13 protein-coding genes and 1 tRNA gene are annotated in these 13,287 nt (G+C 45.5%); 8 read left to right on the top strand and 6 right to left on the bottom strand.

Annotated elements, in window-relative coordinates:
• The first annotated feature begins 36 nt into the window (after positions 1-36).
• The 3 genes from KNO66_RS03665 (at position 37) to KNO66_RS03655 (ending at position 3,456) form a co-directional block, all read left to right on the top strand.
• A complete protein-coding gene (locus KNO66_RS03665; RefSeq protein WP_483299190.1) occupies positions 37-2,400 on the top strand; it encodes an immune inhibitor A domain-containing protein in 2,364 nt (787 codons plus the stop codon).
• Between the two features lie 107 nt (positions 2,401-2,507).
• Positions 2,508-2,578, top strand: a tRNA-Thr gene (locus KNO66_RS03660).
• Between the two features lie 182 nt (positions 2,579-2,760).
• Entirely contained in the window at positions 2,761-3,456 is a 696-nt protein-coding gene (locus KNO66_RS03655; RefSeq protein ID WP_214740522.1) for a queuosine precursor transporter, read from the top strand.
• A gap of 37 nt (positions 3,457-3,493) precedes the next feature.
• Here the strand turns inward: KNO66_RS03655 and KNO66_RS03650 are convergent, their stop codons facing one another.
• A complete protein-coding gene (locus KNO66_RS03650; RefSeq protein WP_214740520.1) occupies positions 3,494-3,742 on the bottom strand; it encodes a hypothetical protein in 249 nt (82 codons plus the stop codon).
• A gap of 147 nt (positions 3,743-3,889) precedes the next feature.
• Here KNO66_RS03650 and KNO66_RS03645 point away from each other — a divergent pair, with 147 nt between their 5' ends.
• From KNO66_RS03645 to KNO66_RS03635, 3 genes are all read left to right on the top strand, one after another.
• Positions 3,890-4,246, top strand: coding sequence for a PilZ domain-containing protein (locus tag KNO66_RS03645; protein ID WP_214740518.1), 357 nt, complete (start codon positions 3,890-3,892; stop codon positions 4,244-4,246).
• An 84-nt stretch (positions 4,247-4,330) separates the two neighbouring features.
• Positions 4,331-4,972: a hypothetical protein gene (locus tag KNO66_RS03640; protein ID WP_214740517.1), complete on the top strand. Its 642-nt coding sequence runs from the start codon at positions 4,331-4,333 to the stop codon at positions 4,970-4,972.
• Between the two features lie 62 nt (positions 4,973-5,034).
• Positions 5,035-5,307, top strand: a complete 273-nt coding sequence (locus tag KNO66_RS03635) for a hypothetical protein (RefSeq protein ID WP_214740515.1) — start codon at positions 5,035-5,037, stop codon at positions 5,305-5,307.
• Between the two features lie 63 nt (positions 5,308-5,370).
• Here the strand turns inward: KNO66_RS03635 and KNO66_RS14920 are convergent, their stop codons facing one another.
• Positions 5,371-5,499 carry a hypothetical protein gene (locus KNO66_RS14920; protein WP_285800710.1) on the bottom strand — a complete coding sequence of 43 codons (129 nt, stop codon included), beginning with the start codon at positions 5,497-5,499 and terminating at the stop codon, positions 5,371-5,373.
• 57 nt (positions 5,500-5,556) lie between these two features.
• Complete coding sequence (locus KNO66_RS03630) at positions 5,557-8,220, bottom strand: cation-transporting P-type ATPase (protein ID WP_214740513.1); 2,664 nt, start codon at positions 8,218-8,220, stop codon at positions 5,557-5,559.
• Between the two features lie 259 nt (positions 8,221-8,479).
• On the opposite strand from KNO66_RS03630, the gene KNO66_RS03625 reads away from it, so the two are divergent.
• Positions 8,480-9,514 carry a PTS sugar transporter subunit IIC gene (locus KNO66_RS03625; protein WP_214740512.1) on the top strand — a complete coding sequence of 345 codons (1,035 nt, stop codon included), beginning with the start codon at positions 8,480-8,482 and terminating at the stop codon, positions 9,512-9,514.
• Positions 9,515-9,684: 170 nt separating this feature from the next.
• On the opposite strand, the gene KNO66_RS03620 is transcribed toward KNO66_RS03625, so the two are convergent.
• The 3 genes from KNO66_RS03620 to KNO66_RS03610 form a co-directional block, all read right to left on the bottom strand.
• Complete coding sequence (locus tag KNO66_RS03620) at positions 9,685-10,680, bottom strand: Gfo/Idh/MocA family protein (protein WP_214740510.1); 996 nt, start codon at positions 10,678-10,680, stop codon at positions 9,685-9,687.
• A gap of 55 nt (positions 10,681-10,735) precedes the next feature.
• The gene (locus KNO66_RS03615) at positions 10,736-11,224 is read right to left on the bottom strand and encodes a GNAT family N-acetyltransferase (protein ID WP_214740508.1); all 489 of its coding nucleotides are present in this window, start codon (positions 11,222-11,224) and stop codon (positions 10,736-10,738) included.
• Between the two features lie 74 nt (positions 11,225-11,298).
• Positions 11,299-11,733 carry an OsmC family protein gene (locus KNO66_RS03610; RefSeq protein WP_214740506.1) on the bottom strand — a complete coding sequence of 145 codons (435 nt, stop codon included), beginning with the start codon at positions 11,731-11,733 and terminating at the stop codon, positions 11,299-11,301.
• A gap of 103 nt (positions 11,734-11,836) precedes the next feature.
• Between KNO66_RS03610 and cls the strand changes: the two genes are divergently transcribed.
• Positions 11,837-13,282 carry a cardiolipin synthase gene (gene cls / locus KNO66_RS03605; RefSeq protein ID WP_214742369.1) on the top strand — a complete coding sequence of 482 codons (1,446 nt, stop codon included), beginning with the start codon at positions 11,837-11,839 and terminating at the stop codon, positions 13,280-13,282.
• The last annotated feature ends 5 nt before the right edge of the window (positions 13,283-13,287 follow it).

The raw sequence follows: 13,287 nt of genomic DNA, 5'->3' as shown, positions 1-13,287 counted from the left end.
TTTTACAGGAGGTTCATACAAATGAAAAAACGTTCCATGCGTCGAACGACTCTCGCGGCTCTCATGACTTCAGCCATGACGGTCAGTTTCGTTCCGGCTGCCGGTGCTGCACCACTTTCGGTCGCACCATCTGCTCCGACAACAAGCGAGCTCGCTCCGTTCGACCACAATATCATCGATGAGGATCGTCTCGCGAAAGCACTTGAAAAACGAGGCGTCATCAAAAAAGGATTATCTGCATCTGAACGAATGAAAGCGGTCGATGCGTATATCTCGAAAAAACAAGGTGAGGCTAAGGATGCTCATAAGCACGATGACGAATTGAATGAAAAAGCTGCAAAAGCAAAAGAGAAGATACATAATCAATTCGAAAAAGAATCTGAACGTATTCTCGACAAAGCTAAAAAAGGTCAAGCGAACTATCGTAAAGGAAAACCGAATGGCCAAGTGAAGGTTTCCCCTGCACAACAGTCTGCATATAACGGTTCTGTTCGTGAAGACAAAGTTCTCGTTCTTCTCGTCGAGTACAGCGATTTCAAACATAACAACATTGAACAAGAATCAGGCTATATGTATAGTGACAACTTCAGCAAGGAACATTACGAGAATTACATGTTCGGTGACCAGTCATTTGAACTGTTCAACGGTGAGAAAGTTCAAACATTTAAACAGTATTATGAAGAACAATCAGGCGGAAGTTACACGGTCGACGGTGAAGTTTCAGAATGGTTGACTGTTCCTGGAACTGCAAAAGACTATGGTGCTGACCGTGCAACTGGCGGACACGATAACGCCGGCCCTGGTCCACGTCAACTCGTTAAAGATGCATTGAATGCTGCAGTCGCATCTGGAATCGACCTTTCAGAACACGACCAATATGACCTATACGATTTGGATGGTGACGGTGACTTCAACGAGCCGGACGGCCTCGTCGACCACTTGATGATCATCCATGCGGGTACTGGGCAAGAAGCTGGTGGCGGTGCACTTGGTGACGATGCTGTATGGTCACACCGCTGGGTTCTTAACGGAGTATATCCAGTTGCGAACACTGAAGCCGCTGTCCCTTATTGGGGTGGTAAAATGGCAGCATACGATTACACAATTCAACCAGAAGATGGCGCAGTCGGCGTCTTCGCACACGAATTTGGACATGACCTCGGTCTTCCAGATGAATATGACACACAATACACAGGTCAAGGTGAGCCAGTACAATCTTGGTCAATCATGAGTGGTGGTAGCTGGGCTGGTAAAGTCGCTGGTACGGAGCCAACAAGCTTCTCACCACAAAACAAAGATTACTTCCAAAAAGTAATGGGTGGTAACTGGGCGAACATCACAGAAGTCGATCTTGAAGACATTAACGCACAAGGGTTTGTCTCACAACTCGATCAATCTGTGACGAAGTCAAACAATCCAGGAATCATCAAAGTCAACCTTCCTGATAAGAAGATTAAAGGAATTGAGCCGGCATACGGCGATTACTATTACTACTCGACAAAAGGCGACGACTTGCATACTGTACTCTCGACACCGACGGTCAAACTCGGCGCTGATGGTACGCTCGCTTTCGACACACGCTTCGAGATCGAGTATGACTACGATTACTTGTATGTGAAAGCACTTAGTGGCGGAAAAGAAGTCGTCCTTGATGTTTACGGTGATGACGACACTGGTAACGGTGCTGAATCAACGAATGGCGCTTGGGTAAACAAATCATATGATTTGTCTCAATTCGCTGGACAAGACGTGCAAATCGTATTCGAATACGTAACAGACGGTGGACTTGCTCTTGAAGGGTTCGCACTCGACAACTTGTCAATCAAGTCAGAAGGTCAATCGCTTCTCGCAGACGATGCAGAAGGCGCAGAGAAAGTCACGCTCGAAGGCTTCGTCAAATCGGACGGATATGACACGAAACCGCACTACTACTACCTCGAATGGCGTAACCACGCTGGGTCGGATATGGGTCTTCTCAACGGTCGCGGCGTGAAATATAACACTGGTCTTGTCGTTTGGTATGGTGATGACTCGTTCACAGATAACTGGGTCGGTGTTCACCCTGGTGAAGGCTTCCTCGGTGTCGTCGATTCACATCCACAAGCGCTGATCGGTAACTTGAACGGACAACAAACAGTAGCGGGTAGCACGCGTTACCAAATCGCTGATGCGGCGTTCAGTCTTGATAAGACACTTGCTTGGTACATCGATTCACCAAGTCGTGGAATCTACGATTACAAAGCTCAAGCTGGCGTGAAGCAGTTCAATGATGCGAACTCGTACATCAACTCGCTCATTCCAGATGCAGGACGTAAACTTCCGCAATACGGTCTCGTCATCGACGTGGTCGGTGAAGCGAAAGATAACTCTGCAGGTGCAGTTTGGATCCGTAAACAATAATGATGTAGCATTCGACCTCCACTCTTCTTCTATCGAAGATTGGGGGTCTTATTATTCTAAAAAAGCTTGAAAATGACGATTAACCTGTGTAACATAGTTGGTGTAACGCCTCTGTAGGTTAGTGGCAGACCTCAGCAATGGTAATGCTGCAGCACGAGTTCGATTCTCGTCGGAGGCATCAACTCTACCGTTCAATCGAGCGGTGACAAGCACTTCCTGAATATTTCAGGAAGTGCTTTTTGTATGGCGCTAGACATCAACATGAATTTCTACACCTCCCCTCACCTTGACATCATTTCCGTTCCTCTATAAACTTGAAAAGTTGAAATCATTGAATAGTTAGAGGAAGGAGCATGATTCATGCTAAACGAATGGTTATGGATTCCTTCTGCCATCCTTACACTCGGTCTTCTCGTCCTCAGTTACAAGTTATTCGGACGAGTCGGCTTATATGCTTGGATTGCGATGGCTTCAGTCGTCGCCAATATTCAAGTCACGCAACAGATTGTAATTGGCGGATACATTTTCACACTCGGTAATATCGTCTACGGTTCGCTCTATTTAGCGACAGACATTTTGAACGAAAAGCACGGACGAGCCGCTGCCCGTAAAGGCGTATGGCTCGGGTTCTTCATCTTGATCGTCTCGACGGTTCTTATGCAATATGCTCTGTTATATGAGCCGTTTGAAGAAGCGATGTTTATGCACGATAGTTTTGAAGCACTCTTCTCGATGCTTCCGTTAATCACACTCGGTAGCCTTGCCGCTTATCTCGTTTCTCAATTGTTCGATGTCTTTGTCTACTCGAAGATTCGCGCAAAAACGGGTGAGAAAAAGCTTTGGCTCCGTACGACGGGTTCGACCGTCTTATCGCAACTGATTGATACATTCACATTTTGTATCATCGCGTTCTGGGGAATGGAATGGGACATTTGGTGGAATATCTTCATCACGACGTACGTGGCGAAGTTTGTGATTGCGTGGATGGCGACTCCGTTCATGTATTACGCCAAACGCACGAATCCACAAGACGAATCGGAACAACATGCCGCATAATCAAAAGCCGTAACTTCAATGTGAAGTTACGGCTATTTTATGGTCGTTTGATCTGGATACGCACAGCATACGGACGGGCTTCTTCAATCGACGTCGACTCTCGACAGACTGTGATTGCTTTAAACGCGTCAATCGCAACCGCTTCGATAGTGTGATCATTCGTTTCGACTTCAAGAATGGTATAAGCAGGTAGACACTCGAGTTTAACCCACTCCCCGTTACGTTTTTTTTCATAGATGACTGGTGTTTGAATCGAGTAACGTCGGAGTAAATCATGAACATTCATCTGATCTCCTCCCTATTCAAATCGTATATCTATTATAGAAAGCGTTCTCACTTCTGTAAAGCGAGCACACAATAATTTTATACATATTTCCACTTCATTTTGAATTCAATTTTACCGATAAAAGAAGTAAAGAAATGGGGTGAATTGATGCGTTATCGCCGACAGGAGACGTTCCGCTATATCTTACCGAATCCCCGTAGCATCCCTTATCGACTAGTTTGGGAAGAAAAAGAACTATATGACGGGGAAGGATTACTCCTCAATGTGAGTTCTCATGGATTAAAACTGCGATCGGACTATCTCTTCCCGCTCTCTGATGATTTACAGGTCCATTTTCTTTTTGACCTCGTTCCGACACTTCAACCGATCGAACTTATGGGACATGTCAGACACCGTGGCCAAACGGGCTCACTGTATGATTATGGGATCATGCTTGATGTGAAGTCTGATGAAACTCAGCAACTCGTCACGATGATTAAAACGTATGCACGTGAAAATAAATGAGGACATGCGTGATGCATCTTCTCATTTTTTCGTGTTTCCAAAAGAGGGTATACTACAACTATCAACCATTGACGAGGTGTTCGTATGACAAGAAAATTCTTATTGATTCCATGGGGACTAGCGATCGCAATTGCTATTTTCGGCCCAAATGTACCGTTTGACGGACGATTTTTACTCGACTTCATAACCTATAATACGGACGCATATGAAGGCTATTCCCTTTCATTGTTTAGCATTTTAGGCGTTTATCCGTTGGCACTATTCCCACTTCTTTGGTCAGAAGTGAACCAGTTGAAGCCAAATCCACTCATTGCTGCAGTGAGCAGTTTCTTCGTCGGTGGATTCTTACTAGCGCCATATTTGGCTTTCGCTAGACAGTCACCTTATCCGACACCGGTCAAACCACTTCCGACACGCATCCTCGGCGTCGTGCTTTTACTGGTGACGATTGGGTTGTTCATTGCTGCAGCCAATACTGGTAATGTTGCAGAATACTGGTCCTATGTGGAGAACAATCAATTTGTCCGAACGATGACCGTCGATTTCTTTTTGTTGGCCTTCATTCAAATCACGTTAATGAATCGAGACGCCAAACGCTATAAAATGGGGTTATGGCCACTCCCTTACATTCCACTCTTCGGTTTAATTTTTTGGCTCATGATTCGCCATCAGAAACCGTTTAATGAAGCTCCACCGAAGCGAGAACAAGCCGAAATGAAACTTTGATCCCCCATTTTGACCAGAAACGGCTATACTAAAGATTAGCTGTTTATGAAGGAGACCATCACATGCGTTATTTCCAAGTCACATCTTACGTGACTGTAAAGAATGAAGAACTTGAATTCAATGAATACGTAAAAGTACCAAACCCAAAAGTAGATCAATTCTTGAAGGATACGTTAGAACTTGATTTATACGATGACAAAGTGTCCTTACAAGAATGTGTTGTCTCAAAAGGGAAATGGGAATGTCCGGTCGGTGATTTTGTCATTACGGAACATATGAACGAGAAAACTTTTAATCGACTACAAAATAGCCGTTCCGTAATGTCCAAATCATAAACCAACTCACAAAAATGCCTCTTAGTCCAATCGACTAGGAGGCATTATTTACGGTTTCATAATTTATTCATTTGATTCATCTTCAGGGTCTGGATCGGGATGCTGTGTCGGAGCCGGTTTTTTCGCCGGGTTCGATTCATCATCTGGTACTGGGTCCGGATGAACCCCTGGTTGTGATTCGTCGCGTTTCATCATATCCCTCCTTCTTCATTCCTTTGTATATCCTTTTTTCATTGTTGTAAAACCAAATCAGTGAATGTTTTGGTTTCCAATCACGCGTCGCGAAATCGCTTTTTCTATCTCCACAATGAGGAATACTGCAAGACCGAACGCCACAGGGTAAATCCAGTCTTCCCATGTCAATGGAGCTGTTCCGAATAAAGTGTGCATGAATGGAACATACGTGATAAACAATTGGAGTGCAATGAGTAAACCAGACACGAGAAAAGCGATCTTGTTCTCGAAGAAGTGACGATTGAATGCAGGCACCAATTCAGTTCGACAGTTATACAAATGGAACAATTGCGCCATGACAATCGCGTTCAACGTAATCGTTTGCAACTTTTCTGTGGAGTAATCAAAATCACCAAGCATGTAGTTGATCCAAAGACTACCTCCCCCAATCAAAATCGATACGAACGTGACACGGAAGATATAATACCGACTGAGAAGGGGGACGTTTGCTGGTCGAGGCGGTCGTTTCATCGTGCTCTCTTCAAGAGGCTCGAACGCAATGGCCAAGGAAAGTGTCACGGCCACAACCATATTGACCCAAAGAATTTGAACCGGGCTGAGTGGTGCCGCTGCTCCTAGCAAGATGCTCATTGCAACAAGTAACGCTTGTCCACCATTCGTTGGCAGGAGGAACAAAATGGTTTTCTTCAAATTGTCGTACACTCGACGTCCTTCACGTACGGCGTTGTAAATCGTCTTGAAGTTATCATCGACTAAAACCATTTGCGACGCTTCTTTTGCAACTTCAGTTCCTTTGATGCCCATGGATACCCCAATATCCGCTCGTTTCAAGGCTGGCGCATCGTTCACCCCATCTCCGGTCATCGAGGTGATTAGGCCGTTCTCTTGCAATCCTTTGACCAGGCGTAATTTATCATTTGGACTCGTTCTAGCGAACACATCATTATGAATAGATGCTTCTTTAATCTCTTCATCCGACATATCCGTCAATTCACGTCCTTCGAGCGCCCCTTCCACTTCCATACCAAGTTCTTTTGCGATGGCAACTGCTGTATCTTTATGGTCTCCTGTGATCATTTTGATTCGGATTCCAGCATCACGACACGCAGCGACCGCTTCAATCGCTTCTTGGCGAGGCGGGTCGACAATTCCGAACAACCCAAGGAACGTTAGACCATTTTCTACATCTTCATGGTCGATTGACTGTTTCGAATGGTCGACTCGTTTGAATCCTGCACCGAGGACACGTTGCCCGCGGTCAGCAATCTCTTTACGCTTTTCATCCCAATAGTCTTGCGTGAAGTCTTCTGAAGCAACCATCTCAAACAAGCGGTCAGGTGCTCCTTTGACAAATATCATTCGCTCCTCATTATAATCCACGAGTGTCGCCATATATTTGTATTCGGAGTCAAATGGAATTTTCGATATCACTTTCAATCGTTCGATGGGACGCTCTGCTTTCTCCGCGACTGTCAATAGACAAGCCTCGGTCGGATCCCCGTTGATCACCCAGTCCCCATCCTCTTCGTTCAATTGTGAATCATTACATGTTTTACCGACGGTCAAGAGATCAACCATCGACTCATCATCATCCAAATCAAACGGCTGACCGTTCAGTTCAATGTCTCCATTCGGAGCGTACCCACTACCAGACACTTCGACATCATGATGTGCCGTCACGATCTGTTTAACCGTCATTTCATTTTTCGTTAACGTCCCTGTCTTGTCTGTACAGATGACGGAAACCGCCCCTAATGTCTCGACTGAAGGTAAACTCCGAACAATCGCTTTTTTCTCAGCCATATTCCGCACACCAAGTGCTAAAATAATCGAAATGACTGCCGGCAATCCTTCAGGAATCGCAGCAACAGCTAATCCAATCGTCGTCAACATGAGTTCGACCGGTTCGTAATCTCGAAGGAAGTAACCAAACGCATAAATGATGACAGAGATGATTAAAATCGCAATCGAGACAGTTTGACCAAATTTAGTCGTCTGACGGATCAGTGGCGTTTTGACGGTTTGTACCTCAGAAATGGAGGCATTGATTTGACCAAGTTCTGTCCCTTCTCCAATAGCGATAACGATGGCTTTGGCACTTCCTGTCGCCACACTCGTACCGGAATATACCATGTTCTTCCGATCGGCCAAAACAGCTTCTTCTTTTACGATGTCTGATTTTTTCTCGACAGTCGTCGCCTCTCCCGTTAAAGCCGATTCTTCGACCTTAAACTTTTCAGCTTGTACGATACGGGCGTCGGCCGGTACTTTATCCCCTGCTGCGAGAACGAGGACGTCACCGACGACCAGGTCACTCGAGTCGATTTCAGATTGCTTGCCGTCTCGAATGACGGTTGCCTTTGTTTCTAATAATTTTTTGATTCCTTCGAGCGCTTCTTCGGCCTTATTCTCTTGTAAATATCCGACGACACCGATGATCGTGACAACAAGCACAATGACGATTGTGTCGATGTACTCTCCGAGGAAGCCCGTGACGACTGCGGCACCGAGCAGTACGTATACAAGAATATCGTTAAACTGTTTTAAAAATTTAATTATTTCTGGCGTCTTCTCTTTTTCTGGTAACACGTTCTTACCGAATTCTTCTTGTCGACTAGTGACGGTATCTCTCTTGAGTCCCGATTCAAGATCAGTCTCTACTAGAGATTGCACCTCATCGATTTCAAGCGCGTGCCACTGCCTGTCTTCGTTTTGCATGGTTCTTCCTCCTCGAGAAATACTTTATGAAAAATCTATCATCTATCTGTTCCCAATCTGGTGGACCACAACACGTCCAAACGTGTCAAATTGTTGGCGATTTCCCAAGATATCGCTTACATGAAATCACATTTCGAATTGTAAACGGTAACATCTTTCATTTTTAATTTTTCTTGAAATTTTGGCTTTACATAAGCGTTTCTATGCCTGAATATAGAATAAATTATGAATGAAATTAGAGAGAAAGAAGGAAGAGTTTATGGTCATTATTCAAGGAATTGCACTTTTACTGCTCATCCTCGCCTTATTCACATTGTTTAGCTATAAGGCACCATCCGGAATGAAAGCGATGGGCGCGCTTGCTGGTGCAGCAATCGCGAGTTTTCTCGTCGAAGCGTTCAACGCATATGCCATCGGCGGATTGCTACCACTCCCTCTGTATGAGGAAGTCGGACAGGTGGCTGGGGCATTGTCAGGTCCTGCAGCAGCGGCACTCGTCGCCATCGCACTCGGAATCAACCCCGTCTATAGTTTGATGATCGGGTTATCCGTATCAGGGTTTGGAATCCTTCCTGGATTTTTCGCCGGTTACATCTTGGCTTTAGCCGGCACTCGAATCAATCGTTATCTCCCGACAGGCGTCGATATGATTTTCTATGTCATCGTCATGGCACCGCTCGCACGCCTTGTCGCGACAGGCGTCGACCCACTCGTGACAAACACCCTCTCGCAAATCGGTGCGGTGATTGAACTTGCGGCCACTCAAAATCCGGTCGTCATGGGTCTTGTCTTAGGAGGGATTGTCACAGTCGTTTCGACATCACCACTCAGTTCAATGGCCTTGACGGCCATGCTCGGATTGACCGGCGTCCCGATGGCGATTGCTGCGCTCGCGTTGACCGCATCCATCTCAATGAATTATTTGTTATTCCGTCAATTGAAAATCGGAACAAAGAAGGATCAGCTCTCAGTCGCCATCGAACCGTTGACGCAAGCTGACCTCATTTCCGCTAACCCGATTCCGATTTACAGTGTCAACTTTGTCGGTGGAGCCATCGCCGGGTTGATTGTTGCCATGACCGGTATGATTAACGATGCACCGGGTTCGGCAGCTGGAATCCCCGGACTCCTTGTCATGTATGGTTTTAATGATTGGCAAACGGTCACGCTTACAGCCGTCGTGCTGTTTGTCCTCGGAATTGGTTTCGGCTTGATTGGAAGTCGCTTGTTCAAAAATTTCCCGATTGTCCGTCATACGGAAAAAGTCGAATCAACAGAAGAAGATGCCGCCTAACAAAAAATCGATGCACGCTCGAACAATTTGTTCGGTGGCATCGATTTTTTTTATGATTCGTATGATTGTTCTTACAATAGAAAAGTGTCGACACGTTCACAAAGAAATCATCGCACGTTCTTTCCAATTGTGAATTAATCGCCGGTTTAGTAAATCTACGAAAAAGCGTGTCAATCTACTGTGATGACTGTTCCTGTCTCACTGGATTGACGTGCAAGTTCAATCAAGTGGGTTGTCAACGTTGCATCCTTTAGAGAAACGACTGGTTGTCGTACCTCATAACTATGGGCTAACTGTTGATAATACGACAAATAGCTCCCTTTCTCGATTTGAATCGATGCAACCTCTTCTTTCGATAATACGCCAGTCTCTAATAAATCACTTTCTAACTTGCCTTGCTTCAGAGCCTCTTCTTGAGGATCAAGTCCATATTTCACGAAACTTCCAAGTGTGCCGTGCACTTCAAACCGAGGTGTTTCTCCAGCGATGAACGGGTTCGAACGAAGGTATACTCGCTTTTCACCATAATAGAAAGTCAGATGGAACCCATCATCGGATTGTCCGCCATCCCGTTGAATCATCACATCTGCTTGAATACGATCCGGCTTTCCAAACAAAGCGAGCGTTTGATCAATCAGATGACTTCCTAAATCGAATAAAATACCTGAACCGGGTCCTGCATTTTCACGCCACCGGTCACGTACATTCGGACGGAAACGATCAAATCGAGATTCAACCACTTTCCAGTCTCCTAACTCATTCGAATCAAGTAACGACTTAACCGTCAAGAAGTCTCCGTCGTAACGACGGTTTTGATAAACGTTGACGATGCCCTTCGACTTTTCTTCAAGTGCCATCAACTCGTATCCTTCTTCCGTTGTCAGAAATGCTGGTTTTTCAACGAGCACATCTTTTCCTGCCTCAAGACAGGCAACAATCATCTCTTTATGTAAATGCGACGGTGTCGTGATGACATATAGAGAAGCATCCGATTGAAGCGCCTCCTCTAATGTCGCATATACCGTGGCACCAGGTAATTCAGCCTGCACTTCTTCCGGGCGCGATGACACGACGCCACTCACTTCAAATGAATCAATGGCCTTTAAGAACGGCAAATGGAACGTGTTCGCCGAGAATCCGAATCCTACCAACATGGTTTTAATCATATAAAACCCTCCTTTTCGCTTTTGTTATTATATCAAAAAAAGGGTCTAATGACCCTTATGCACTCATGCTCTCATCTAATCTGTATTCGAACGTATTGTATCCGTTTCGTGAATCGACAAAGACGAAACCGAAACGTGGATAGTAATCATTTAGAAATTCATTGTCAGCAACACAATCAAGACGAATTGGTTCATCTTCATCGGCTTCCTCTAAGACATGCTCCATGAGCTGCTGTCCGACGCCTTGCCCTTTTAGTTTTTCGCTGACGACGATTCGGTGGATATATTGTCCACGTTCACTGTCGTCCCATAAGTGATCATCCCACTCATCTGGAGGTAACAATGCGATTGAAGCTAAAATTTGTTGGTCATCTTCAAAGACATATACACTGCCTTCCGCAATATCAGTGCGCACACGCTCTACGAGGTCCTGTTCCAAATATTCGGTCCATTGGTCGCTTCCTTGTTCATTTAGCGCTACGGCTCGTTGTTCGATTAGGTTCGCGATGTGTTTGGCATCGCGCTTCGTCGCGAGTCGAATCATAACGTCCTCCTTTAGTCATACAGTATTTGAAATACAAATATAACGGAGAACATTATGCCTTTCAACCATCTTGCTCACTGTTGAAGATCAAACGGAGTGACGTCTCCATCGTTTAATTGATAGCTATACGTCAATGTCGCATTGAGGCTATGCGATACGGAACAATAACGCTCGACGGACAATGCGATGGCCCGGCGGACTCGTTCTTCCGATAACTCGCCTTTCAGGATATACAAGATGTGAATGGCTGTAAAGCGTTTCGGATGTTCGGTCGCCCGCACCCCATCAATTTTCATTTCAAACGCTTCGATTGGCTGGCGCATCTTGTGGAGAATTGACACGATATCGATTCCCGTGCAAGATGCGGTCGCGTGAAGTAACATTTCCGTCGGACGAGGTCCCGTATCGAGCCCACCGACGTCCTCTGACGCATCAAGTGTCACCTTGTGTCCAGATGGCGTATGTGTTTCAAACGCCATCCCTTTCTTCCAAACGACTTCCATGTTCATCATCTTTTCCCCCTATTTCATTTGATAGCATCCTATTCCCTCATTTGATGTATGATTAAGCTATGAATCGATTATAAAGGAGTGTATGTCGTTGGATTGGTCTATGATTTTCAGTTGGGGACTCTATATCGTCCTCGGGTTAAACATGTTATTCGCACTCGCCGTCATCTTCGCCGAAAGACGTGACGTAGGCGCGACTTGGGCCTGGCTTCTTGTCCTGTTTTTCTTACCAGTGCTCGGCTTTATCATTTATCTGTTCCTTGGGCGACAACTAAAGAAGGATAACTTCTATAATTTAAGTGTGGAAGAACGTTCCTTCCATTCGCTTCAAGTCGAAGCGCAACTTGAACAGATTCACACGCGCCAAACACAGCTCGCTCAGCCATTGTTTGAAAAGTATGACCAACTGCTTCAAATGAATTTACGATCGTCTAAATCGTTAATCAGTGTACATAATCGTTCCCTCATCTTGCACGACGGCGAACAAAAGTTTAAAGCGCTGATGGATGATATTCGTTCGGCCGAAACGGAAATCAATATTCAATATTACATCATCCAGCGCGATGCTCTCGGTCAAGCACTATTAAAAGAGTTAATCGAGCGTGCGAAAGCCGGTGTTAAAGTCCGACTCCTTTATGATGCGGTCGGCTCACGTAGTCTCCGTAATTCTGACTTTAAAGAGTTGATTGCGAACGATGGCGAGGTCCGCGTCTTCTTCCCACCGACACTCGGAATCATCAACTTCAAGTTGAACAACCGAAACCACCGAAAAGTTGTCATCATCGATGGGAAAATTGGCTATGTCGGTGGATTCAATGTCGGTACCGAGTATTTAGGTTTAGTCGAAAAATTCGGCTATTGGCGCGACACGCATTTACGCGTCGAAGGAGACGTCGTTTACAATCTCCAACACCGATTCATTTTAGATTGGAACTATTCAGGTCATCGAAAACATGACCCGGAAAATGCCTTCTGCTTTGCGCGACATGACATCAAAGAAAATTCTCCGATGCAAATCGTCACGAGCGGACCAAACTCGGATACGGAACATTTGAAGAACATGATGGTCAAAATGATCATGTCCGCTAAACGTCGGGTCGTCATCCAAACACCTTACTTCATCCCAGACACGAGCTTTATGGATGCCTGTAAAATGGCGCTCCATTCTGGCGTCCAGATGGATATTATGATTCCTGGAAAACCGGACCATCCATTCGTCATGTGGGCGTCCCTCTCGTTCCTTGGGGAACTCCTCGACTACGGGGCAAACGTCTATCTGTATGATGAAGGGTTTCTCCACGCGAAGACGCTCGTCGTCGATGATGAGATTGCGACCGTCGGGACGACAAATTTGGACGCCCGAAGCTTCCGTCTCAATTTTGAAGTGAACGCACTCATCTACGATGAACGGGTCGCCCTCGAACTCATTTCTTTATTCGAGACCGATACGGCGGTCAGTCGAATTTATACAGTGGAAGATTATGAATCTCGTAAATGGACGGTGCGCGCCCGTGAAGGGGTGTCACGCCTTCTTAGTCCAATCCTATAAAAAGA

Origin of the sequence: Exiguobacterium sp. s48, assembly GCF_018617395.1 — a bacterium.
GTDB lineage: Bacteria > Bacillota > Bacilli > Exiguobacteriales > Exiguobacteriaceae > Exiguobacterium.
The sequence above is the reverse complement of the archived record's forward strand: the minus strand, read 5'-3'. Positions and strand labels throughout refer to the sequence as shown.